Annotated in this window: 20 protein-coding genes; 11 read left to right on the forward strand and 9 right to left on the reverse strand. The window is 56.7% G+C overall.

What is annotated here, in order from left to right:
- The first annotated feature begins 62 nt into the window (after positions 1–62).
- From N9C89_RS06275 to N9C89_RS06320, 10 genes are all read left to right on the forward strand, one after another.
- Positions 63–3,467: an indolepyruvate ferredoxin oxidoreductase family protein gene (locus N9C89_RS06275; protein ID WP_263952980.1), complete on the forward strand. Its 3,405-nt coding sequence runs from the start codon at positions 63–65 to the stop codon at positions 3,465–3,467.
- A gap of 201 nt (positions 3,468–3,668) precedes the next feature.
- Entirely contained in the window at positions 3,669–4,562 is an 894-nt protein-coding gene (locus tag N9C89_RS06280) for a lysophospholipid acyltransferase family protein (protein ID WP_263952981.1), read from the forward strand.
- A gap of 67 nt (positions 4,563–4,629) precedes the next feature.
- Positions 4,630–5,442 carry a glutamate racemase gene (locus N9C89_RS06285; RefSeq protein WP_263952982.1) on the forward strand — a complete coding sequence of 271 codons (813 nt, stop codon included), beginning with the start codon at positions 4,630–4,632 and terminating at the stop codon, positions 5,440–5,442.
- 57 nt (positions 5,443–5,499) lie between these two features.
- Positions 5,500–6,528, forward strand: a complete 1,029-nt coding sequence (gene argC, locus N9C89_RS06290) for an N-acetyl-gamma-glutamyl-phosphate reductase (protein ID WP_263952983.1) — start codon at positions 5,500–5,502, stop codon at positions 6,526–6,528.
- Between the two features lie 6 nt (positions 6,529–6,534).
- Entirely contained in the window at positions 6,535–6,984 is a 450-nt protein-coding gene (gene ccmE, locus N9C89_RS06295) for a cytochrome c maturation protein CcmE (protein WP_263952984.1), read from the forward strand.
- A gap of 130 nt (positions 6,985–7,114) precedes the next feature.
- Positions 7,115–7,726, forward strand: a complete 612-nt coding sequence (locus N9C89_RS06300; RefSeq protein ID WP_263952985.1) for a holin-associated N-acetylmuramidase — start codon at positions 7,115–7,117, stop codon at positions 7,724–7,726.
- Positions 7,717–8,274: a holin family protein gene (locus tag N9C89_RS06305; protein ID WP_263952986.1), complete on the forward strand. Its 558-nt coding sequence runs from the start codon at positions 7,717–7,719 to the stop codon at positions 8,272–8,274. The genes N9C89_RS06300 and N9C89_RS06305 overlap by 10 nt, the downstream gene beginning before the upstream one ends.
- Before the next feature lie 80 nt (positions 8,275–8,354).
- Complete coding sequence (locus N9C89_RS06310) at positions 8,355–10,346, forward strand: heme lyase CcmF/NrfE family subunit (RefSeq protein WP_263952987.1); 1,992 nt, start codon at positions 8,355–8,357, stop codon at positions 10,344–10,346.
- A complete protein-coding gene (locus tag N9C89_RS06315; RefSeq protein WP_394358474.1) occupies positions 10,321–10,836 on the forward strand; it encodes a cytochrome c-type biogenesis protein in 516 nt (171 codons plus the stop codon). The genes N9C89_RS06310 and N9C89_RS06315 overlap by 26 nt, the downstream gene beginning before the upstream one ends.
- A 79-nt stretch (positions 10,837–10,915) precedes the next feature.
- Positions 10,916–11,692 carry an enoyl-CoA hydratase-related protein gene (locus tag N9C89_RS06320; RefSeq protein ID WP_263952988.1) on the forward strand — a complete coding sequence of 259 codons (777 nt, stop codon included), beginning with the start codon at positions 10,916–10,918 and terminating at the stop codon, positions 11,690–11,692.
- 59 nt (positions 11,693–11,751) lie between these two features.
- Here N9C89_RS06320 and N9C89_RS06325 read toward each other — a convergent pair whose 3' ends face one another.
- The 3 genes from N9C89_RS06325 to gltX form a co-directional block, all read right to left on the reverse strand.
- Positions 11,752–12,522 carry a hypothetical protein gene (locus N9C89_RS06325; protein WP_263952989.1) on the reverse strand — a complete coding sequence of 257 codons (771 nt, stop codon included), beginning with the start codon at positions 12,520–12,522 and terminating at the stop codon, positions 11,752–11,754.
- A gap of 119 nt (positions 12,523–12,641) precedes the next feature.
- Positions 12,642–13,937 carry a citrate synthase gene (gltA, locus tag N9C89_RS06330; RefSeq protein ID WP_263952990.1) on the reverse strand — a complete coding sequence of 432 codons (1,296 nt, stop codon included), beginning with the start codon at positions 13,935–13,937 and terminating at the stop codon, positions 12,642–12,644.
- Positions 13,938–14,019: 82 nt separating this feature from the next.
- The gene (gene gltX, locus N9C89_RS06335) at positions 14,020–15,435 is read right to left on the reverse strand and encodes a glutamate--tRNA ligase (RefSeq protein ID WP_263953294.1); all 1,416 of its coding nucleotides are present in this window, start codon (positions 15,433–15,435) and stop codon (positions 14,020–14,022) included.
- A gap of 123 nt (positions 15,436–15,558) precedes the next feature.
- On the opposite strand from gltX, the gene N9C89_RS06340 reads away from it, so the two are divergent.
- Positions 15,559–17,610 carry a ComEC/Rec2 family competence protein gene (locus N9C89_RS06340; protein WP_263952991.1) on the forward strand — a complete coding sequence of 684 codons (2,052 nt, stop codon included), beginning with the start codon at positions 15,559–15,561 and terminating at the stop codon, positions 17,608–17,610.
- Between the two features lie 15 nt (positions 17,611–17,625).
- Here N9C89_RS06340 and lexA read toward each other — a convergent pair whose 3' ends face one another.
- From lexA to N9C89_RS06370, 6 genes are all read right to left on the reverse strand, one after another.
- The gene (gene lexA, locus N9C89_RS06345; protein ID WP_263952992.1) at positions 17,626–18,330 is read right to left on the reverse strand and encodes a transcriptional repressor LexA; all 705 of its coding nucleotides are present in this window, start codon (positions 18,328–18,330) and stop codon (positions 17,626–17,628) included.
- Positions 18,331–18,489: 159 nt separating this feature from the next.
- On the reverse strand, positions 18,490–19,677 hold the full coding sequence (gene glp, locus N9C89_RS06350; protein ID WP_263952993.1) for a gephyrin-like molybdotransferase Glp: 1,188 nt from the start codon (positions 19,675–19,677) through the stop codon (positions 18,490–18,492).
- Positions 19,678–20,154, reverse strand: coding sequence for a cyclic pyranopterin monophosphate synthase MoaC (gene moaC, locus N9C89_RS06355; protein WP_263952994.1), 477 nt, complete (start codon positions 20,152–20,154; stop codon positions 19,678–19,680).
- A complete protein-coding gene (gene trpC / locus N9C89_RS06360; RefSeq protein WP_263952995.1) occupies positions 20,154–20,963 on the reverse strand; it encodes an indole-3-glycerol phosphate synthase TrpC in 810 nt (269 codons plus the stop codon). The genes moaC and trpC overlap by 1 nt, the downstream gene beginning before the upstream one ends.
- Before the next feature lie 93 nt (positions 20,964–21,056).
- Complete coding sequence (gene trpD / locus N9C89_RS06365) at positions 21,057–22,076, reverse strand: anthranilate phosphoribosyltransferase (RefSeq protein ID WP_263952996.1); 1,020 nt, start codon at positions 22,074–22,076, stop codon at positions 21,057–21,059.
- Positions 22,073–22,687 carry an anthranilate synthase component II gene (locus tag N9C89_RS06370; RefSeq protein ID WP_263952997.1) on the reverse strand — a complete coding sequence of 205 codons (615 nt, stop codon included), beginning with the start codon at positions 22,685–22,687 and terminating at the stop codon, positions 22,073–22,075. Before N9C89_RS06370 ends, trpD begins: the two co-directional genes overlap by 4 nt.
- Positions 22,688–22,707: the final 20 nt, after the last annotated feature.

The following is a 22,707-nucleotide window of genomic DNA, read 5'->3' on the forward strand; positions in this document are numbered from 1 at the left end:
TTTGTAGGTCAGCTTTTTTGACCTATTGTCGTGATATGCTGCTTTCGTGGAGGAGATGCGCAATGTCTAAGCAGAAAATTAGTTTGAATGATCGGCTTGATTTGGAAAAATCGCCGGTTCTGCTGAATGGTACACAGGCGCTTGTGCGGCTGATGTTGATGCAGCGCGCGAGAGACGCGAAGGCAGGGTTGAATACTGCGGGGATGTGCACGGGCTATCGTGGTTCGCCGCTTGGCGCCGTTGATTTGCAGATGCAGCGCGCAGAAAAGCTTCTGAACGAAAACCAGATCACGTTCCAGCCTGGCCTGAACGAAGATCTCGCCGCCACTGCCATTTGGGGCAGCCAGCAAGCAGAGCTGCGCGGCGAGGGGAAGTATGAGGGCGTTTTCGGCCTTTGGTACGGTAAGGGGCCAGGGGTTGACCGCTCTGGTGATGTGATGCGCCATGCCAATATGGCCGGCACTAGCCCGCTTGGCGGCGTGTTGATGGCGATGGGCGATGACCATACAGGCGAAAGCTCCACAACTTTGCATCAAAGCGATTGGGCGATGGTTGATGCTTATATGCCGATTGTATCTCCAGCGGGTGTGCAGGAGATCCTTGATTTGGGGCTCTATGGCTGGGCGCTGAGCCGTTATGCGGGTGTTTGGGTTGGCCTGAAGACGATGAAAGATACCGTCGAGGCCACAGCCGTTGTTGACGGTGATCCGCACCGCGCCACATTTGTCGAGCCGACTGATTTTGATATGCCGCAGGGTGGATTGAACATCCGCCTTGGCGATACGCCGGTCGCGCAAGAAGCGCGGATGATTGATTATAAACGCCACGCCGCCGAGGCCTTTGCCCGCGCCAACCGCATCGACAAGCGTGTTTGGGGCGAAGAGGGCGCAAAGATCGGTTTTGTCGCTGCAGGTAAAAACTGGCTTGATCTGACCCATGCATTGCAGCTTTTGGGGCTGGATGAGGACGAGGCCAAACGCCTTGGCATCACCACCTATAAGGTCGCGCAGGTTTGGCCGCTGGATATGCAGAGTTTCCACGAATGGGCCGAGGGGCTGGACTTGATCGTGGTGGTCGAAGAAAAGCGCAAGCTGATCGAGGTGCAGGTCAAGGAAGCCATCTTTGATGATCGTCGTGGCCGCCGCGTCTATGGCTGGCACAAGGGCGGCGACGGCGAAGAGCTATTCCCGACCCGCTTTGCGATTGATCCCATCATGATCGCCGAGAAGATCGGCAATATCCTCATCGAGGAAGGCCGTGGCACAGAGAGCGTCAAGGCTGGCCTTGAGATGCTGAATGAGGCGCAAAAGGCTGATAACGCACAGGAAATCGCTGCTCGGCTTCCGTATTATTGTTCGGGATGCCCACACAATACCTCGACCCGCGTCCCTGATGGACATCGCGCGTATGCGGGGATTGGGTGCCATTACATGGTGCAGTGGATGGACCGCGAGACCACGGGCTTTACCCAGATGGGTGGCGAGGGTGCGAACTGGGTTGGTGAGGCGCCGTTCTCCAATACCGAGCATGTGTTCCAGAACCTTGGTGACGGCACCTATAACCACTCCGGCTCGCTCGCCATTCGCGCTGCTTTGGCGACAAACACCAATATCACCTACAAAATCCTCTATAACGATGCGGTCGCTATGACGGGCGGGCAAAGCAACGAAGGCGATCTTGATGCGCCACGCATTGCGCGCGAAGTGTTGGCGATGGGCGTGAAGCGGGTTGCGCTTGTGTATGACCCGAAAGAGGACGTGGACCTTGCGCAGTTCCCGAAAGGGTTAGAGATCTACACCCGCGACAAGATGATGGCGGTTCAGCGCGACTTTGCAGGGACAAAGGGCGTCTCGGTGATCCTTTATGTACAGACCTGCGCGGCCGAAAAACGCCGTCGTCGCAAGCGCGGAACGTTCCCCGATATAGACAAACGCGTGTTCATCAACACCGATGTCTGCGAAGGCTGCGGCGATTGCGGTGTGCAATCCAACTGTGTGTCGATTGTGCCTGCGGAAACCGAACTGGGCCGCAAACGTGCGATTGATCAATCAAGCTGCAACAAGGATTTTTCCTGTGTTGAAGGGTTCTGCCCCTCGTTCGTGACGCTTGAGGGCGCCAAAGTGCGCAAGGAAGCAACCGGAAGCCTTGAGCTGCCCGATATGCCAGCGCCCGTTTTGCCCAAGATTAATGGCACCCATAACGTGGTGATTACTGGCGTCGGTGGTACTGGCGTTGTGACGATTGGCGCGATCCTTGCGATGGCGGCGCATATTGATGGCAAGGGCGCGGGGCTGATGGAAATGGCTGGACTCGCACAAAAGGGTGGTGCCGTGCACATTCATTGCCGCCTTGCGAATAAGCCAAGCGATATCAGCGCGATACGTGTTGCCACAGGTGAAGCGGATACGGTTATCGGCGGTGATCTTGTGACGACCGCAGGCGCGAAGACACTTGGCCTGATGAAAACCGGAAAGACCGGCGCGGTGGTTAACAGCCACGAGATTATCACGGGCGATTTCACCCGCGACACCCATTTCAAGCTGCCGATGGATCGGCTTTCGCTCGCGCTTGAGGCGCGGCTTCAGGATCGGCTCCAGATGTTCAACGCAAGCGATCTGGCTGCGCATCTCTTGGGAGACAGTATATTCTCCAACATGATGATGCTGGGCGCTGCGTGGCAGGCTGGGCTTGTGCCACTATCTTATGACGCGATCCAAGAAGCGATTGAACTCAATAAAGCAGCGGTTGAGGGCAATAAGCGGGCGTTTGAAGTTGGACGTTGGGCGCAGCTTAACCCAGAGGAGGCCAATAAGGCCGCTCATAAGCCGGAAGCGCCTGAAAAGACACTTGAGGAGAAGATCGCCTATCGGGTCGAGCAGTTGACCCTGTTTCAGGACGAGAAACTGGCGGCGAAGTATAAAGCCAAGGTGGGGACCATCGCAGATCCTGCACTCAAGGAAGCTGTGGCGAAGTCATACTTTAAGCTCTTGGCCTATAAGGATGAATACGAGGTTGCACGCATGCACCTTGAGACAGAGGCCAAGGCACGAGAAGAGTTTGACGGCGCGTTCCGTATGAAATTCCATCTCGCGCCTCCGATCTTTGGCGGTAAGGATGCCAATGGGCGCCCCAAAAAGCGGGAGTACGGCCCTTGGATGCTGAATGTGTTCCGAGTGTTGGCCAAGATGAAAGGCCTGCGTGGAACGGCGTTTGATCCATTCGGCCGCACGAAAGAGCGCAAGATGGAACGCGCTTTGATTGCGCAGTTTGAAGCTGATTTGGACGCCGTTTTGCCTTTGGTCGATGCGGGGAATAAGGCCTTGGTTCAGGAGCTTATGGAACTTCCTATGACAATCCGCGGCTATGGCCCTGTGAAAGAAGCGAACGAAGAGAAGGCAGCGAAACGGCGTGAGGCCTTGCTGGCAGACATCCGAGCAGGGGGCGTAACCCCGATGGCGGCGGAATAGGGCCAAAGCACAGGGTTCCGATGAAACCACAAGCGCGCAACGGTTCTCCGCTGCGCGCTTTTTTTGTCGCAGATCACGATGAACCAAGTGGAAACACCAGCCGTGTCCGCGATTTTACTGGTTCGTTACAGTTTCGCGCTTTAAGGGGCATTCAGTCGCCCTACGTGATCCTCCGCACCTAAACCGTCGATACCAAACTCTATGCCAGACCAAATACCTACTAAGTTGGCCCGTCATATCGCCCGTGATATCTCCTATGCGAGTTCCGCCAAGAGCCGATCAGGGCGTGCGATGATCCGTATTCTGGAGGGGGCAACAGGGCGAAACCGCCTTATTCGTAAGGCTGCTGGTTATGAGCAGGAGGTGGCGAACGGGCAGGATTTTTGGGCGGTGATGAAGCGGCGATATGGCATTTCGGTTCAGCATTGTGGCCCTGCATATGACCTTCCGAAAGAGGGGCCGTTGGTTGTTGTGTCAAACCATCCCTATGGCATCCTTGACGGGCTGGTGATGGGAGCGTTGTTGTCGGAAACACGCGGTGATTTCCGAATTCTGGCCAATAGCGTTTTTAACAAAGCGCCCGATATTAACCGCATCATCCTTCCGATCAGTTTTGACGACTCCCGCGAAGCTGTTCAGCAAAACATAACCACACGCAAATCGGCGCTGCGCTATCTTGCAGAAGGCGGCGCCATTGGCGTGTTTCCAGGCGGGACGGTCTCGACCTCGGCAAAAGCCTTCTCAATGCCACTTGATCCAAGCTGGCGGAATTTCACCGCAAAAATGATCCAGAAGTCCGGTGCGCAGGTGGTTCCGATCTATTTTCACGGGGCAAATTCACGGCTGTTTCAATTGGCCAGCCACCTGCATGAAACCTTGAGGCTTGGCTTGTTGATCAAGGAGTTCGGCGCGCGGGTAAACAGCGAAGTGGCGCTTTCCATTGGCGCGCCGATAGCGCCAGAGACTCTGGCCCGTTTCGGCGGCGAGTCCAGCGCGATGATGGATTATTTGCGCGCAGCGACATATGCGCTTTCTCCTAACCCAGCTTCGCCGTTAGAGTATGGGTATGAGTTTGAAGAAAAATATCGCGCGTAATGTGCGGATAATTTAAGTAAGCTGAAAATTAACGGCGGCGAGTCGGCAAGACATAAGGACAGAAACGATGGCAGTAGGGATTTTTGACTCTGGTTTGGGCGGTTTGACCGTACTGGATGCCGTGTCCAAGCGTCTGCCGGACGAAGCGTTGGTGTACTATGGTGATAACGCCCATGCGCCCTATGGCGTGCGCGACGCGGAAGACATTTATAATCTGACAACTCAAGGCGTTGAGCGCCTCTGGGATGCAGGGTGTGACCTTGTGATCCTTGCCTGTAACACGGCCTCTGCTGCGGCGTTGCGGCGCATGCAGGAAAGCTGGATCCCGTCGAATAAACGGGTTCTTGGGGTTTTCGTTCCGCTCATTGAGGCACTGACCGAGCGGGACTGGGGCGATAATTCTCCGCCGCGCGAAGTTGCGGTGAAGCATGTGGCGCTTTTTGCGACCCCCGCGACCGTGTCGAGCCGTGCGTTTCAACGCGAGCTTGCGTTCCGCGCGATTGGTGTGGATGTCGAAGCGCAGCCCTGTGGCGGTGTTGTGGATGCGATTGAGGATGGTGACGAGATTTTGGCCGAAGCCTTGGTCCGCAGCCACGTTGATGCGCTGCTGCGGCGGATGCCTGGCCCTGAGGCCGCAATCCTTGGCTGTACGCATTATCCCCTTATGAAGCAGCAGTTTCAGGACGCCCTTGGCGCGAATGTGAAAGTTTATTCCCAAGCCGATTTGGTTGCGGAGAGCCTTGCCGATTATCTTGTGCGTCATCCAGATATGCGGGGAGAAGGCGAGGAGTCTCTGTTCCTGACAACAGGCGATCCTGCGCGGGTCTCAAGCAAAGCAACGCAATTCTTGCGACGAAAGATCACGTTTGAAGCTGCGTGATTGCAGCACCCGCCAAAACTTCCTACATAGGCCCTGAACACGAAAAGGTCCGTCAAAATGACCCATAATATCGCCATTCTTGGTGCGTCCGGCTATACGGGCGCAGAACTTGTCCGGCTGATTGCCAGCCATCCTTCGATGAAGATCACCGCTCTAACGGCCTCGCGTAAAGCAGGGCAGAGCATGGCCGAGGTGTTCCCGCATCTGCGCCATCTGGATTTGCCTGATCTTGTGACGGTCGAAGAAGTCGATTTCTCCAAAGTCGATCTGTGCTTCTGTGCGCTGCCGCATGCCACGAGCCAAGCGGTGATCCGCGAGCTGCCAAAAGATCTGAAAGTTGTTGATTTGTCGGCGGATTTCCGGCTGCGTGACCCTGCGGCGTACAAAAAGTGGTACGGAAATGACCACGCCGCATTGGAGCAGCAGGACGAAGCTGTTTATGGGCTGACCGAGTTTTATCGTGAAGAGATCAAGCAAGCGCGGCTTGTGGCCGGAACAGGCTGTAATGCGGCAACGGGGCAGTATGCGCTGCGGCCGTTGATTGCGGACAAGGTCATTGCACTTGATGACATCATTATCAATCTGATCACCGGTGTGTCCGGCGCAGGGCGGTCGCTCAAGGAAAACTTGCTGCACGCAGAACTTTCCGAAGGCGCACATGGCTATGCCGTGGGCGGAACCCATCGGCACCTTGGCGAGTTTGATCAAGAGTTTTCCGCAATCGCCGGAGAGCCAGTACGGGTACAGTTTACGCCACACCTCATCCCCGCCAACCGCGGAATTCTGGGCACCGTCTATGTGAAGGGATCGCCTGAAGAGGTTTATAACTCCCTCACGCAAGCTTATGAAAAAGAACCGTTTATCGTTATGCTGCCCTTTGGCGAAACGCCAAGCACGCGGCATATTCGTGGCAGCAACTTCTGTCATATAGGTGTGACGGGAGATCGCATCGACGGGAGGGCGATTGTTATGGTAGCGCTTGATAACCTGACCAAAGGGTCGTCCGGTCAGGCGCTGCAAAACGCGAACCTCATGCTAGGAGAGGAAGAAACAGCGGGCCTTATGCTCGCGCCGGTCTTCCCGTAAGGAACCATGAAGAACCTCAAGAAACGTCGCCGTATTCAGGTCATTGTGCTCATCATTGTGTCGCTGGTTTTGTCCGGCGCATTGATTGGCTACGGTTTCAAGGACGGTATCAACCTGTTCCGTTCGCCTTCGCAGGTTCTGGCCGAGCCGCCCGCGCCGGATGAGGTCTTTCGCATCGGTGGATTGGTTCTTGATGGCAGCCTTGAGCGTGGTGTTGGAGAGGAAATCCGTTTCGTCGTTACCGATGGCGGGGCGGAGGTTCCTGCAGTCTACTCTGGTGTTCTTCCTGATCTTTTTGAAGAAAATCAGGGTATGATCGGCACAGGTTCTTATGTGAACGGTGTGTTCGAAGCCACTGAAATTCTTGCGAAACATGACGAAACCTATATGCCCAAAGAAGTCGTTGATGCGCTGAAGGAACAGGGCGTGTATCAGGGCGAGGATGAAGCGTCCTAAGGGCGGTAATCCTCTCTTACTCCCTATGCAACGTTCGCAGCGGTTAGAGTTCTGATAGGATTTTCCGCTCACCATGATCCCCGTTATTGGGGCCAAACCGACGCATGCGCCCCACAGAAATGGGGGCCATATGCAAACGGTAAGAGAGATCGCATCCGACATCATTTCCCGCGAAGGCGGCTTTGTGAATGATCCGGATGATCCAGGCGGCGCGACCAAATACGGCGTGACGCTTAAGACGCTCAAGCGGTTGGGGCTTGATGTGACGGGCGACAATTCTGTTGATATTCAGGATGTTACAGCGCTCACCCGCGAGCAGGCTGTCGAGATTTATTTGCGCCATTACTATGATGCGCCGCGAATAGGCACATTGCCGCGCGGGGTTCAGGCGAGCGTGTTTGATATGTATGTCAACGCGGGTGCGAATGCGGTGCGGATATTGCAGCGCCTGTTGAACGACATGGGCTATTCAGTGCGGGTTGATGGGGTGATCGGGCCGGAAACCGCTGCTGTTACGCAAGAGGCGCATGACATCGCGCCGCGTGCTTTTGTTGATGCCTATGGGATTGCGCGGCGCAATTACTATTACGCCTTGGCCGATGCGCGCCCCGCAAGCCGCAAATTTGCGCGCCGTCGCGACGGGGGCAAGGGCGGCTGGATAAAGCGGGCAGAGGAGTTCATTACCCGCGAGTTTCACCTAAGCGAGCGTGAGCATCATGAACGGGTGGCGGCATGGGGTTGATCCACGGGCTGTTGTATTTGTTGTTTGGCGAGGGCCGCAACGTATTGCGCGAAACAAGCGAAGTGTTTCGTGAAAACACCGAAGAAGCTGCAAAACGGGCTGTTACCCTGCGCGGAGAGGCGCTCGGGCAGTTGGCAGCGGAATTTGCCTTGCCACGAAAGGGGCGGTTTGACAGATTTATGGATGGGTTAAATCGCTTACCACGCCCTGCGCTTGTTTTCGGAATTCTGGCGCTTTTTGTTAGCGCAATGGTTGATCCGGTCTGGTTTGCAAGCCGGATGCAGGGGCTCTTGCTGGTGCCGGAGCCGCTATGGTGGCTTCTGGGAATTGTCGTTTCGTTTTATTTCGGGGCGCGCCATCAGGCAAAAAGTCAGGAGTTTCAACGTTCTTTGAGCCAAACCATGCAGCGCGTACCTGATGTGATGGGTAACCTTGACGGCTTGCGCGAGATTGGCCGTGATGCCGAGGTCGCGGCGCGCAGACCAGCGGCAAAGATGCCAGAGCCAAACGGCGCTTTGGTTCAATGGCAACGGGCAAAATCCGGGTAAGCGCGAAAATGTGAACGTGTCGCAGGGCAAAGGTTGGCTTCGTCATTGCTCACCGCGTGTGGAATCGGCATATTCGCCGCATGTTTATTGAACTCGGCCATGCTGCCCTGATCCTCGCTTTTCTGGTTTCACTTCTGCAAACCGTGGTGCCGCTCGTTGGTGCGCATCGCGGTTGGGCGCAATGGATGGCGGCTGGTTCGGCTGCGGCGACCACGCAGTTTTTGCTGGTGTTCTTTTCCTTTGCGGCTCTGACCTATGCCTTTGTCACGTCCGATTTTTCGGTGCGGCTGGTGGTTGCAAACTCTCATACGCTCAAGCCGATGCTGTATAAGGTTTCGGGCGTTTGGGGGAACCATGAAGGCTCGATGCTGCTTTGGGTTTTGATCCTTGCTGGTTTCGGGGCATGCGCAGTTTGGTTTGGCAACAATTTACCGGATCGTCTCCGGGCGCGGGTTTTGGCAGTTCAGGGGGCGATTGGCGCGGGGTTCTATGCGTTTATCCTGTTTACCTCGAACCCGTTCGAGCGCGTTTCTGCACCTCCCTTTGACGGCAACGACCTTAATCCGCTGCTCCAAGACCCCGGTCTCGCGTTTCATCCACCGTTTCTTTACCTTGGATATGTTGGTCTTTCGATGGCCTTCAGCTTTGCGGTGGCGGCGCTTATTGAGGGGCGTGTTGATGCGGCATGGGGCCGTTGGGTGCGCCCATGGACGTTGGCAGCGTGGATTTTCCTGACCATCGGCATCGCGCTTGGTTCTTGGTGGGCCTATTACGAGCTTGGTTGGGGCGGGTTCTGGTTCTGGGATCCGGTTGAAAACGCGAGTTTTATGCCGTGGCTGATTGCGGCAGCTCTGTTGCACTCTGCCATTGTTGTTGAGAAGCGCGAGAGCCTTAAAGCGTGGACGATATTGCTCGCGATTATGGCATTCGGTTTCTCGCTCATCGGGACGTTTATCGTACGTTCAGGCGTCATTACGTCGGTGCATGCATTCGCCAATGACCCAGAGCGCGGCGTGTTTATCTTGATGCTATTGGCGCTCTATATGGGCGGTGCGCTGACGTTGTTTGCGGCGCGGGCGAACGTAATGGTGAGCAAAGGCGTGTTTGGCATGGTGAGCCGCGAATCCGCGCTCGTGCTGAACAATATCCTACTCGCAGTTTCATGCTTTGTTGTGTTTGTCGGGACGATCTGGCCGCTGGTGGCGGAGCTGTTCTTTGATCGTAAGCTCTCTGTTGGGCCGCCGTTCTTCAACCTTGCCTTCTCGCCATTTGTTATCCTGATCGCGCTGTTGTTGCCGATTGGGACGCTCCTGCCGTGGAAGCGGGCGAAAGTCGCACGCGCGCTTAAGCCGTTGCGGGGCTGGTTCCTGCTGGCGGCGGCGATCATGGCGCTTGTCTGGGCGATGCAGACAGAGCGCACGGCCCTTGCGCCCATCGGTGCGTTCCTTGGCTCTTGGGTTATTCTTGGTGCGGGCGTTGACCTCTGGCAACGGACAGGCAACGCCAAACAGGGCGCGGCGGCGCGGCGCAAGCGTCTATTGCGTTTGCCGCGTGCCGATTGGGGCCGCGCGGTTGCGCACTCGGGTTTCGGTATCACGATCCTTGGTGTTTCCTTCCTGATGGCGTGGGAGCTTGAGGATATTCGGGTGGCGCATCTTGGCGAGAGCTTTGAGGTTGGCGGTTATGATATCACGCTTGCCTCGGTCCGTGAGGGGCAGGGGCCGAACTATAGCAACATCCTTGCCGAGATCGATGTGGCCAAGAATGGCAAGCCGGTTGCAACGCTCTATCCCGAGAAGCGTATCTATCCTGTACAAGCCATGCCGACCACAGAAGCTGCGATTGATAACGGGTTTACCCGCGACGTTTACGTTGTGATTGGTGATCCGCAGGAGAACAATGGCTGGGTGGTTCGCACCTATATCAAACCATTTGCAAACTGGATTTGGGCGGGGGCAATCATCATGTCGCTCGGCGGAGGCTTGAGCCTGTCTGACCGGCGGTATCGTGTGGCCGCTCCGGGCCGTCGCCACCGTGCGCCAGCCAATGCCACCCCTGGACCGGCGGAGTAAGAGCGTGAAATATCTTCTTACATTGTTTGCTCTTGTTCTTGGTCTTGGTCTCGCGGCACCCACTGCTACACTGGCGGTCGAGCCGGATGAAATCCTTGCTGATCCAGCCCTCGAGGAGCGGGCGCGCGAACTGTCAAAAGACCTTCGTTGTTTGGTCTGCCGCAACGAAAATATCGACGAAAGCAACGCAGACCTCGCCCGTGATTTGCGGATTTTCCTGCGGGAGCGGCTCACTGCGGGTGACAGCGACGACGAGGCCATTGAGGCCATCGTCTCGCGTTATGGAGAGTATGTGCTGCTGAACCCTAAGGTCACGGGCTCGTCGCTGATGCTGTGGTTGGCCGGCCCTGTGGCGCTGATTTGTGCGCTCGGCATCGGCTTTACCTATGTGCGCGGACGCTCTGGCCGTGATGGTAAAGCCACAGAAACACAGCAAAAACCGCTCTCTGACGAAGAACAGGCCCGTTTAGACGAAATATTGAAATCGTAACGTGAGGTTCCTCTTTTTCTGAACCCATTCGTTCACTATCTATGATGCAACGATTTTCAGAGCCCTTGAAGGAGCCGCAATGGATTACAAATCGCTCAATGTTACGCTGCGCGACGGTATTGGAACGATCACGCTGAACCGTCCTGACGTGCGCAATGCGCTCAATCCGCAAATGCGCGCCGAGATTACTTATGCGTTCCGCGATTTGGCCAAAGAGGCACGCGTGATCGTGCTGACGGGGGCAGGCAATGCGTTTTGCTCTGGGCAAGACCTTGGCGAAGGCGTCAGCGCTGGCAACGCCGATCTGGAGCGTATCTTGCGCGATGAGTATGTTCCGATGCTTCGCGCGATTTTTGAATGTCCGGTGCCGACGATTGCCGCGGTGAATGGTGCTGCGGCTGGAGCAGGGGCCAACCTTGCATTGGCATGCGACGTGGTGATTGCGACGGAGTCGGCTGTGTTCCTACAGGCGTTTACGCGCATCGGTCTTATCCCTGACGCTGGCGGTACCTACTGGCTTCCCAAACAGATCGGCTTTGCCCGTGCAATGGGGGCCGCACTCTTTGCCGAACCTGTATCCGCGCAGCAGGCGCAGGATTGGGGTATGATCTGGGAAGCGGTGGATGATGAGCAGTTTGAAGAGCACTGGAAGGCGCGCGCGACCCACCTCGCCAATGGCCCGACCCGCGCTTACACAAGCCTCAAAGACACGCTCCGTGCCAGCTATAATAACACGCTGGACGAACAGCTCGCGCTTGAAGCCAAGCATCAAGGCAAAATGGGCCAGACCCGCGACTTCAAGGAAGGCGTTGTGTCGTTCCTGAAGAAGAAACCGGCGAAGTTTGAGGGGCGGTAGTTGGGGCTGCGCGCCGCTTTACCTACCAATCACAGTTGTAGAGGCCGTCGAATCCGCCGCTATGCGCCTGACGATGTAGCGCAGGTTAGAAATTGTGTGATGTCTGCTTGGAATTTTTGCCAGTTGGGAAGCTCTGTTCGTCTAAAGTTGACACTGACATCAAGCGCAGCAGCGCGAAAATAGAGCTGGCAACCGGGAAACTTGAAGGAGCCTGGAGCAAAGCACTTAATTACAGCAGCAATCCCAGTCTCCGAATTTTCATCTACAAATACGTTTTCGGGGCGGCGGTATTCTGGCTGTTTGTCTGGGAAATCAAGTTCTTTGAGTCCGTATTTGGCTGGAAGCCGCTTATACTCTCCCGTCAATTGCTGGCCAAACTCGAACGGGCCGCTCAGCTTCATATGCATATGAGCAATATCCTCAAGGGGAATGTGATCTTTTATGAGAAAACGAAACCAATTCCTCACGCCCTTGCGTGTCCGCACGGAGGTTTCTTTCCTACTAACTGGCTCAAAACTCCCAATCTCAACGCGGAATAACTGGGCTTGCGTTTCGTATCCGCTTCGGCGGTCCCAGAAGTCTTCAAAAAATTGAATAGGAATGCTGAGCGGTACGGTCTTGTCCTCAAGCTCCATTCGGATTGAAAAATCTATATACGTCGCATCATTCGTGAACGCGGCGCAAGGGAAGCGCTCACTGGGAAGAGGGGTTGGTTGCGCGGACCTCGTAGTGTTGGCGGTCGTTGAAGTGCTGCAAACAGCGAGGAGCGCGGCGAGAAGCGGCCCTCTCAAACTGGACCGTTTTGGCATAGGTTCCATCCCGTTGTTCATTCGCGGACAGTTTCCTTTTCATTTAAGTCCAAACTATGAAATTGCGGCGCGGTTATTGACCGCCCAACAAAAAAGCGCCCCCGAATGGAGGCGCTTTTTGTTTTTCTTGTAACCCGTGTTTAGCGGTCTTCTACGTCTACGTAATCGCGGAAGGTTTCGCCTGTGTAGAGCTGGCGTGGGCGACCGATTTTCAGAGCTGGGTCGCCAATCATTTCTTTCCACTGGGCAATCCAGCCGACGGTGCGCGAGAGCGCGAAGATCGGTGTGAACATCGAAGTTGGGAAGCCCATCGCTTCGAGGATGATGCCGGAATAGAAATCCACGTTCGGGAAGAGTTTCTTCTCTGCGAAATACGGATCGTCGAGCGCCGCTTTCTCAAGCTCTTTGGCAACCTGAAGGATCGGGTTGTCATCAACACCGAGCAGTTCGAGCACTTCGTCGGCGGACTGTTTCATCACGGTCGCGCGCGGGTCGAAGTTCTTGTAAACGCGGTGGCCAAAGCCCATCAGGCGGAACGGATCGTTCTTGTCTTTGGCGCGGGCGATGAACTCTGGAATGCGGTCTACAGTGCCGATTTCCTGCAGCATCTCGAGGCAGGCTTGGTTTGCACCACCGTGAGCAGGGCCCCAGAGGCAAGCGATACCAGCCGCGATACAGGCAAACGGGTTCGCGCCCGAAGAACCAGCAAGGCGCACGGTCGAGGTCGAGGCGTTTTGCTCGTGGTCGGCGTGCAGGGTGAAGATACGGTCCATTGCGCGGGCAAGGATCGGGTTCACTTCGTAGTTTTCGGCCGGAACAGCGAAACACATGTGCAGGAAGTTTGCTGCATAGTCGAGATCGTTGCGCGGATACACGAACGGCTGGCCGATCGAGTATTTATAGGCCATCGCGGCGATAGTCGGCAGCTTGGCGATCATACGGATCGCGGCCACTTCGCGTTGCCATGGATCGGTGATGTCAGTCGAGTCGTGATAGAACGCAGACATCGCGCCCACAACGCCAACCATAGTGGCCATTGGGTGCGCATCGCGGCGGAAACCACGGAAGAAGTTGTGCATCTGCTCGTGAACCATGGTGTGTTTGGTCACGCGGCTTTCGAAATCTTCGAGCTCTGTCGCGGAAGGAAGCTCACCGTAAAGCAGCAGGTAGCACACTTCGAGATAGTGGGACTCGGCTGCAAGCTGGTCAATCGGGTAACCGCGGTGCAGGAGCTCGCCCTTGCCGCCGTCGATGAAGGTGATGTTGGACTCACACGCCGCGGTCGAAGTGAACCCCGGGTCGAATGTAAACATGCCTGTGCTTGCGTATAGCTTGCGAATGTCGATGACATCCGGCCCCGCTGTTGGGCTGTAAATCGGCAATTCAAATGATTGACCGTCAACCGTCAGCGTTGCGTTCTTGGTGCTCTCAACCATGGTCTGTTCCTCTCCTAAAGGCGCCGCGTGCGGAAAACGGGCGTCGGCTGTTGTTGTTCTTGCCTAAGGAGAGGGGCTCTCCTCAGCCTGCTGCGACCTTTAGGCGGGCGATGGTTTCATCACGGCCCAAGATCAACATCATGTCGAATACACTAGGGGTTGCAGTGCGTCCCGCCAGCGCCGCACGCAGAGGCGCGGCCAGCTTGCCAAGCTTTGTATCATGTGCTTCAGCCACCTGTGCCACGAGGGCTTCAAGGGCTTCGCGCTCCCAGCTAGCATTTTGCAACTGCGGCGTCAATTCGTTCAGTATACCACGGGATACATCATCGAGATTTTTTGCGGCTTTCTCGTCAGGCTGGATAGGCGTGTCGGCAAGAATAAAGTGAGCTTTATCAAGGATATCGCCGAATTTCTTGGCGCGCTCCTTGAGGCAATACATCGCAGAAAAAATTGCATCATTTTGTTCGGATGTCAGGGGTTCCGCACCGGTTGCCGCAAGGTAATCCGTAAGTTCTTGCAGCAGCGCAGCATCGTCTGCGACGGCAAAATGTTGGGAGCAGATCTTGTCGAGCTTCTTGAAGTCCAGCCGTGAGGGCGATTTGCCGATACCGTCGGTGTCAAACCACTCCATGGCTTGTTCGTCTGTAAAGAATTCGTCGTCTCCGTGACTCCAGCCAAGACGGGCGAGATAGTTGCGCATGCCAGCGGCGAGGTAGCCCATCTGTTGGTACTCTTCCACACCCGTAGCGCCGTGGCGTTTCGAGAGCTTTTTGCCGTCTGGGCCGTGGATCAGCGGGATATGTGCATAGGCCGGAAGCGGCCAGCCCATAGCGTGATAGATATGCGATTGCCGCGCAGCATTGGCGAGGTGGTCATCCCCGCGAATAACATGGGTCACGCCCATATCGTAATCATCTACAACAACAGCAAGCATATAGGTGGGCGTACCATCCGAACGTAAACAGATCATGTCATCGAGTTCGCTGTTCTGCCACGTGACGTCGCCCTGAACCTCATCATGGATCGTGGTTACACCTTCGCGCGGCGCCTTGAGACGGATTACATAGGGCGCGTCGGGGTGGCTTGCCTCATCGGCGTCTCGCCACGGGCTTTGAAACAGAGTCGATCGCTTTTCTGCACGGGCCTTTTCGCGGAACTCGGCTATTTCCTCTTGGGTAGAGAAGCATTTATAGGCCGCGCCTTTGGCCAGCATCTCAAGCGCAACTTCGCGGTGGCGGTCAACACGGGCGAACTGGCTCACGGCCTCGCCATCAAAATCAAGCCCCAGCCACGCCATTCCGCGCAGGATTGCTTCGGTCGCTTCGGGTGTCGAGCGCGCGCGGTCGGTATCTTCGATCCGCATCAGGAATTTGCCCCCACGGCCACGCGCATAGAGCCAGTTGAACAGCGCTGTGCGGGCTGTGCCGATATGCATATAGCCCGTTGGCGATGGGGCAATTCGGGTCACAACTGGGGCTTGGCTGGCGTTTTGTGGCATGGGCGTTAACTTTCTGGAAACCATTATCAGGATAGGTTTAACGGTGAGGGTAGGCTTGAGGCCCGTGTTGTAAGGTGCAGCCGCGCCGATCACAAGCCACCACGCGATGAGGCCGCGATTTTCATGCACCGTTTTCTTCAGCTTGATGTCATAGCTCAGCAACGCGGCCATCTGTTTCCGTGGTCTTCTGTGTTTCTCGCGGTGGGAATTGGCGGCTACTTTGCGCTGCGATTCGAGCCGAACGTGCTGCACTACGGCGTTTTGGTGTTGATCCTGCTGGCAATCGGAGCGGTCGGGTCACGCGCAGGAGAGAACTTTCGGCCGATCTGGACAGCGTTGTTTCTGATTATTGCGGGGGTGGTTGTTGCGGGTATTCGCGCTCATTCGGTGGCGGCGCCCGTGCTGACGTATCGCTATTACGGGCCCATCGAAGGGCGGATCGTTTTTGTGGATCGCTCTGCTTCGGACGCCACACGGCTCACGCTTGATCAGGTTGTTTTGGCACGCACCAGTCCGGCGCGCACCCCTGAACGCGTGCGGATCAGCATGCATGGTGAGCAGGGGTTCATAGAGCCGGAACCTGGTCTGCGCATTTTGACGACGGGCCATCTTTCACCGCCCTCAGGTCCGGTTGAGCCGGGCGGTTTTAATTTCCAGCGCATGGCATGGTTTCAAAAACTGGGTGGCGTGGGCTATACCCGCAGTCCTGTTTTAGCGCTTGAACCCGCAGAAAAAGGGCGGGCGGGGCTTTTCATCCACCGTCTGCGCAAAAAGATATCGGCCTACGTGCAAACACAGATTGAAGGCGAGCGTGGCGCGTTTGCAGCGGCGATCCTGACGGGGGACCGTTCTGCGATGTCGCAAGACACGCTCGCTGATCTGCGGGCGAGCAACCTTGCGCACCTATTGGCGATTTCGGGGCTGCATATGGGGATGCTAACGGGGTTTGTCTTTGCCGCGACGCGCCTGTTGCTCGCGCTCAGCCCCTCTCTTTCGATGCGATTGCCCACCAAGAAAATCGCGGCGCTCTCGGCAATTCTGTTCGGGGCGGGCTATCTGGCGCTTTCGGGAGGCAATGTGGCCACGGTGCGGGCGTTTATTATGGTCGCGGTGATGTTTGCAGCGATCCTGCTCAATCGGCGTGCCTTGACCTTGCGGGCCGTTGCGATTGCTGCGCTAATTATCCTGCTTTGGCGGCCCGAGAGCCTGACGGGGCCTGGATTTCAGATGAGCTTTGCGGCGACGGCTGCGCTTGTTGCGGTGTTTGGCGCGTTACGAGATGCACCACTACCGCATGTGCCGCGCCCGTTCCAAGTGGCGGGGGCTGTTGTTCTTTCATCCTTCATCGCGGGCATGGCGACCGCACCCGTTTCGGCGTTTCATTTCAATCAGGTAAGCCAGTACGGATTGCTGGCGAATGTGCTGACTGTGCCGTTGATGGGCGCTCTTGTGATGCCGGCCGCGGTGATTTCTGCGCTCCTTGCGCCGATTGGGTTGGCGGGCTTGGCGTTCAAGGTCATGGCGCTGTGCATTGGCTGGATATTGGGTGTGGCCGAGGTGATCGCATCGCTTGAAGGCGCGGTACGTATGGTGCCAACACCCGCAGCCTATGTGCTCATCCTCATGGCGATTGGCGGGGTCTTCGCGATTATTTGGCAGGGCAAATGGCGTGTTATCGGTATCCCTTTGATTTTGGTGTCGATTGGGATGTGGGCCGTGTCGGAGCGACCAACAATTCTGGTTTCGGATACAGGAGGGCTGATTGGCGTTCTTGGCTCCGAGGGTCGTGCCCTAAGTAAACCGCGCGGCGAAGGCTTCGTTGCACAAAGCTGGCTTGAGAACGATGGCGATACTGCCACGCAAGAAGAAGCCTATGCGCGCAAGGGTTTTGAAGGAGAGAAGGGTGCTCAGATCTTGCGGTTTGGGGATCAGACGATGGCGCATATCACGGGGCGTAACGCGGCACTTCGGGCGGCGGACGCTTGTCACTCACATGACTTGGTTATTTCGCCCGTGAAGGTAGAGGCTGGACCTTGCCAACTTTATGACGCGACCACTTTAAGGAATACGGGGAGCCTTGCCATAGAGCCGCAGGACAACGGCTTTGCCGTTACATCGGCGCAAGAGGCACAGGGGCCGCGGCTTTGGGTGCCGCGGCGCAAACCTGAGAGATAATGAAAGCTATGGCGCTTAGTATGTGCGGATAAGCCCAACAAGCTTGCCTTGCACCTTAACCTGACCCGCAGGCAGGACGCGCGTTTCATAGGCAGGGTTGGCAGCCTCAAGCGCGATCATCTCACCTTTGCGACGGAAGCGTTTGAGCGTGGCTTCATACCCTTCGACATGGGCCACAACGATATCGCCGTTGTCTGCTGTTCCTGTCTCGCGGATCACCACAACGTCGCCGTTGTTGATGCCCGCGTCGATCATGGAATCGCCTTTGACTTCAAGCGCATAGTGGTTGCCTTGGTTGGAGAGCATCCCTGTTGGAACGGCAACGTTATGGGAAGATTCCGAGATGGCTTCGATCGGAGTACCGGCTGCAATGCGGCCCATAACAGGCAGCTCAATCGCGCTGCTGCTGACAGGCATAGCGGCGGGCGGCTGACCCACACGGTCGCCGTCAATCACGCGCGGAGAGAAGCTGCTGGGTTCGGGTGCACTTGGCGTTCCACCGAGGGCCTCTGGCAGCTTCACAATCTCAATCGCGCGTGCCTTATGCGCCAACCGACGGATGAACCCGCGTTCCTCAAGGGCAGTGATCAACCGATGAATACCGGATTTTGACCTCAGCTTGAGCGCGTCTTTCATTTCGTCAAAAGAGGGGGGTACACCGTCTCGCGCCACGCGCTTATCGATAAAAGATAACAATTCCAATTGCTTCTTGGTCAGCATCTGTCTCTTCCTCATGTCGCTTGGCCCTCTTTATGGTGGCGCATAGGCCAAGGGCGCGTTTCTTGCGGGCGGGCGGCTCCGATGTTGAAATTCTTGCGAATTCCACGGTTTGTTCTGAAATGTTCTACCCCTGTTCCCGTTTTGTGTCAACAGGAACGCTTAGATGTCGAGATACGACACCTGCGTGCCCGCTTCGATTGCCTCAGCGTGGGCGGGGCGGATCAAAAGGGCGTTGGCTTCGGACAATACGGTGAGGAGGCCGCTGTCTTGGCGCATAAGGGGGGTAATCACGGTGTTGCCGCTGTCATCTGTGGTTAGAACCGCGCGCATATAGTGGGCGCGGGGCCCGTTTGCCGGCATTGCCACGGTTGTTTTTGCACGTTTAGGCGTGGTGAGCGGGGTTGGGTGACCGAGCATCATGCGGATCATCGGCAAGATAAAGATTTGACCGCAAACCATTGAGGATACTGGATTTCCAGGAAGGCCGATCATCGCGGCATTCCCAACGCGCCCCGCCATCAAAGGCTTCCCCGGACGCATCGCGATTTTGTAGAACGACCGCTCCATCCCGCGCTCTTCGGTCACATCACCAACAAGGTCATGATCCCCCACAGAAGCGCCGCCGATGGTTACAATGAGGTCCGCACCCTCGGCGAGATCAAAGGTCTGATTAAGGCTCGCACGGGTATCTCTGGCAATCGGAAGCATCCGCACATGAGCACCAGCGGATTCCAGCATAGCCTTCAGGCCAAAGCTGTTGCTGGCGATGATCTGGTCTGGTCCAGGGGCTTCGCCGGGCATGACAAGTTCATCACCCGTCGCGATCAGCGCGACTTCGGGGCGCTTGGCGACGGTGACCTCAGGCGTGTTCATCGAGGCGGCGAGCGCAATGTCGCCCGCGCTCAGGACGCGTGGGGCGGTGATGCGATCACCCACACTGAAATCATCACCCAGTGGGCGAATGTAGGTCGCGGAATCAAGCTCGGTTTCCAACGTGATAAGATTGCCGCGGCGCGTGACATCTTCTTGAATTACAACGCGATCTGCGCCCTCTGGAACGGGTGCGCCGGTAAATATCCGAACCGCTTGTCCCGCACCGACCTTGCCATCAAACCCATGGCCAGCGGCGGACTCCCCGATGACGGAAAACATCGCGTGCGGCTCGACTTCAACGGCCTTAACCGCGTAGCCATCCATGGCGCTGCTTGCGAACGGGGGTTGATTGCGAGTGGCGACGATATCCTCGGCCAGCATGAGGCCCGCAGCTTCGGCCAGTGGCACGTTTTCGGTGCCAGTGGGCGTTGCGAGCGCAAGTGTTTTGGCGAGGGCTTCGTCGACCGAAATCATCTATGGAGCCTCAAACACACCGGATTTTCCGCCGGATTTGCGCAGGAGCCGGATGCCACCAATTTCCATTGTCTTTTCAACGGCTTTGACCATGTCATAAAGTGTCAGCGCGGCGGTCGATACAGCGGTCAATGCCTCCATCTCGACGCCAGTTTGCCCCGAGGTCTTGACTGTCGCAGTGATGCGGATGCCGGGGAGGGCGGTGTCGGGGGTGAGATCAAGCGCAACCTTTGTGATCGGAAGCGGGTGACAGAGCGGGATAAGATCGGCAGTTTTCTTTGCGCCCATGATCCCAGCGAGCCGTGCAACGGCCAGCACATCGCCCTTCTTGGCGCGGCCTTCTGTGATGATGGCGAGGGTCTCGGCTTCCATTTTGACAAAGCCCTCGGCGGTTGCTTCTCGGCTTGTCACAGCTTTTTCCGACACATCGACCATATGCGCATGGCCCGCGCCGTCGAAATGGGTGAGATCTGCCATTAGAACCCAACCGATGTAAGCGGGTGAGACAGCAGGTTTTGCGTGGCCTTGGCCACATCTTCGTGACGCATCAGGCTTTCACCAATCAGGAAACTGCGCACGCCATAACGGGCGAGGTCAGCGAGGTCATCCGAGGTTGATAAGCCGCTTTCGCCAACGATTGTGCGCCCTGCGGGCACAAGTTTCGAAAGGCGGCGCGTTGTGTCGAGGCTGGTTTCAAAGGTCTTGAGATTACGGTTGTTGATACCGATCAGCGGCGATTTGAGGTTTGTGGCGCGCTCAAGCTCTTCTTCGTCGTGAACCTCGATCAACACATCCATGCCCCAAGAAAAGGCAGCGTCTTCAAGCTCTTGGGCCTGCGCATCAGATACGCTGGCCATAATGATCAGGATGCAATCGGCATGCAGCGCACGGGCCTCGGCGACTTGATAGACGTCATACATGAAATCTTTGCGCAGCGCGGGCAATGATGTTGCCGAATGCGCTTCGGTCAGGAATGATTTTGCGCCTTGGAAACTTGGCGTGTCGGTCAACACCGAAAGGCAAGTTGCGCCACCAGTTTCATAGGCTTTCGCGAGCGTTGCTGGCTCAAAATCCTCGCGGATCAACCCTTTAGACGGGCTGGCTTTTTTGACCTCGGCAATCAGCCCATAGCCGTGCTGCCCCGCGCGGATCAACGCATCGGCAAAACCGCGTGTAGCAGGAGCGGCCTTTGCCTGAGTTTCGATTTCGGAATAGGGCACGGCGGCCTTATCAGCGGCGACTTCCTCAAGCTTGTAAGCTTTGATTTTATCAAGAACGGTGGTCATGTTTTTGTTTTATTCTTGCTTTGGGGGGCGAGGCAATGGCGAACCCGCGCCCGTTTGTAATTTGCGCCACGAACGCGGCTGAGTGTGTATGCGTTAGCTTTGTCCGGATGTTATCTTGGCAAGCTTGAGAAGTTTCTTGATGGCGCGGCCGCTGTCGATGGAATCTTTTGCAAGAACAACGCCTTCGCGTAGGTTTTTCGCCCGCCCTGCGATCAGCAGAGCCGCAGCCGAGTTGAGCAGAACCGCATCGCGATAGGCCGATTGCTCCCCGCCCAGAAGTGCGGCCATTGCCGCACCGTTTTCCTCTGGTGTGCCACCAGTGATTGCGGAGAACGGATGTTCCGGCAGGCCGGCATCTTCGGGATGGATTTCGAACTCATGGACCGCGCCGTCGCGGACCTCTGCCACCCAGCTTACGCCAGTGATGGAGAGTTCGTCCGTGCCGTCTGAGCCATGGACAAGCCACGCACGTTCTGTGCCGAGTTGTAAAAGCGTTTCGGCCATCGGATGAATGAGGCTTCGGCTAAAGGCGCCGGTGAGTTGGAATTTCACGCCCGCAGGGTTGGTCAGGGGGCCGAGGATGTTGAAGATCGTGCGCGTTCCGAGTTCGGCACGCGTTGGCATCACATGCTTGATAGCTGGGTGATGCATCGGGGCCATCATGAACGCGATACCCGCTTTTTCGAGCGCCAGTTCAACGGTTTCGGGCCCGACCATCACTTCAACACCGTTCTGGCCAAGCGAATCCGCAGCACCTGAATTCGAGGACAGCTTGCGGTTGCCGTGTTTGGCCACTGGAACGCCAGCGCCAGCAACGACAAAGGCCGATGCGGTGGAGATTTGCAGGGTCGGTTTGCCCGATCCGCCAGTGCCGACGATATCCATCGCGCCTTCGGGGGCTTTTACCTTGTTGCATTTCTCGCGCATAACAGTCGCAGCAGCGGCGTATTCGGCAACGGTTTCGCCGCGCGTGCGCAGGGCCATAAGAAAGCCCCCGATCTGGCTCGGCGTGGCTTCACCGGTAAACAGAATCTCAAACGCTGCACGGGCTTGTTCCGGCGTAAGCGGCCCTTCGGCGGCGGCGGCGATCAGGGGTTTCATCGCCTCACTCATGCTGCTGCTCCTGTGCTCAGGGGGCGGCGATCCTGCGAGGAGGGGAGCATGTTGAGGAAGTTCTCAAGCAGCTTATGCCCGTGTTCGGATTTGATGCTTTCGGGATGAAACTGGACGCCGTGGATTGGTAGGCTCTCGTGGCGCAGGCCCATAATCGTTCCGTCCTCAAGCTTGGCATTAACCAACAGGCTGTCAGGCAGGTTTTCGGGGTTCACCACCAAGGAATGATAGCGCGTCGCTTCAAACGGCGTTGGCAAACCAGCGAAGACGCCGCTGCTGTCATGGTGCATTGCGCCCATCTTGCCGTGTACGATTTCGTGGCATCGGATGATCTCGCCGCCGAAGGCCTCGCCGATGGATTGATGCCCAAGGCAAACCCCCATCAAGGGCAATTCTGCATCTGCTGCCGCCTTAACCATATCAAGGCAAATCCCAGCTTGCGCAGGATCGCAGGGGCCAGGAGAGAGCAAAACCGCCTCTGGCTTTAACGCGAGCGCCTCTTTGACCGAAAGAGCATCGTTCCGCTCAACCCTGATATCGGCCCCAAGCTCGCCCAAATAATGCACAAGATTGTAGGTAAAGCTGTCATAATTGTCGATTAACAGGAGCATTTTGCGGCCTTTGCGAATTT

The organism is Halocynthiibacter sp. SDUM655004, assembly GCF_026015885.1.
Lineage (GTDB): Bacteria > Pseudomonadota > Alphaproteobacteria > Rhodobacterales > Rhodobacteraceae > Falsihalocynthiibacter > Falsihalocynthiibacter halioticoli.

What these genes read in the sequence shown, in the direction of transcription:
- N9C89_RS06275 (WP_263952980.1), top strand. Translation starts at nt 63, where the DNA reads ATGTCTAAGCAGAAAATTAGTTTGAATGATCGGCTTGATTTGGAAAAA.
- N9C89_RS06280 (WP_263952981.1), top strand. Translation starts at nt 3,669, where the DNA reads ATGCCAGACCAAATACCTACTAAGTTGGCCCGTCATATCGCCCGTGAT.
- N9C89_RS06285 (WP_263952982.1), top strand. Translation starts at nt 4,630, where the DNA reads ATGGCAGTAGGGATTTTTGACTCTGGTTTGGGCGGTTTGACCGTACTG.
- argC (WP_263952983.1), top strand. Translation starts at nt 5,500, where the DNA reads ATGACCCATAATATCGCCATTCTTGGTGCGTCCGGCTATACGGGCGCA.
- ccmE (WP_263952984.1), top strand. Translation starts at nt 6,535, where the DNA reads ATGAAGAACCTCAAGAAACGTCGCCGTATTCAGGTCATTGTGCTCATC.
- N9C89_RS06300 (WP_263952985.1), top strand. Translation starts at nt 7,115, where the DNA reads ATGCAAACGGTAAGAGAGATCGCATCCGACATCATTTCCCGCGAAGGC.
- N9C89_RS06305 (WP_263952986.1), top strand. Translation starts at nt 7,717, where the DNA reads ATGGGGTTGATCCACGGGCTGTTGTATTTGTTGTTTGGCGAGGGCCGC.
- N9C89_RS06310 (WP_263952987.1), top strand. Translation starts at nt 8,355, where the DNA reads ATGTTTATTGAACTCGGCCATGCTGCCCTGATCCTCGCTTTTCTGGTT.
- N9C89_RS06315 (WP_394358474.1), top strand. Translation starts at nt 10,321, where the DNA reads ATGCCACCCCTGGACCGGCGGAGTAAGAGCGTGAAATATCTTCTTACA.
- N9C89_RS06320 (WP_263952988.1), top strand. Translation starts at nt 10,916, where the DNA reads ATGGATTACAAATCGCTCAATGTTACGCTGCGCGACGGTATTGGAACG.
- N9C89_RS06325 (WP_263952989.1), bottom strand. Translation starts at nt 12,522, where the DNA reads ATGAACAACGGGATGGAACCTATGCCAAAACGGTCCAGTTTGAGAGGG.
- gltA (WP_263952990.1), bottom strand. Translation starts at nt 13,937, where the DNA reads ATGGTTGAGAGCACCAAGAACGCAACGCTGACGGTTGACGGTCAATCA.
- gltX (WP_263953294.1), bottom strand. Translation starts at nt 15,435, where the DNA reads ATGCCACAAAACGCCAGCCAAGCCCCAGTTGTGACCCGAATTGCCCCA.
- N9C89_RS06340 (WP_263952991.1), top strand. Translation starts at nt 15,559, where the DNA reads ATGCACCGTTTTCTTCAGCTTGATGTCATAGCTCAGCAACGCGGCCAT.
- lexA (WP_263952992.1), bottom strand. Translation starts at nt 18,330, where the DNA reads ATGCTGACCAAGAAGCAATTGGAATTGTTATCTTTTATCGATAAGCGC.
- glp (WP_263952993.1), bottom strand. Translation starts at nt 19,677, where the DNA reads ATGATTTCGGTCGACGAAGCCCTCGCCAAAACACTTGCGCTCGCAACG.
- moaC (WP_263952994.1), bottom strand. Translation starts at nt 20,154, where the DNA reads ATGGCAGATCTCACCCATTTCGACGGCGCGGGCCATGCGCATATGGTC.
- trpC (WP_263952995.1), bottom strand. Translation starts at nt 20,963, where the DNA reads ATGACCACCGTTCTTGATAAAATCAAAGCTTACAAGCTTGAGGAAGTC.
- trpD (WP_263952996.1), bottom strand. Translation starts at nt 22,076, where the DNA reads ATGAGTGAGGCGATGAAACCCCTGATCGCCGCCGCCGCCGAAGGGCCG.
- N9C89_RS06370 (WP_263952997.1), bottom strand. Translation starts at nt 22,687, where the DNA reads ATGCTCCTGTTAATCGACAATTATGACAGCTTTACCTACAATCTTGTG.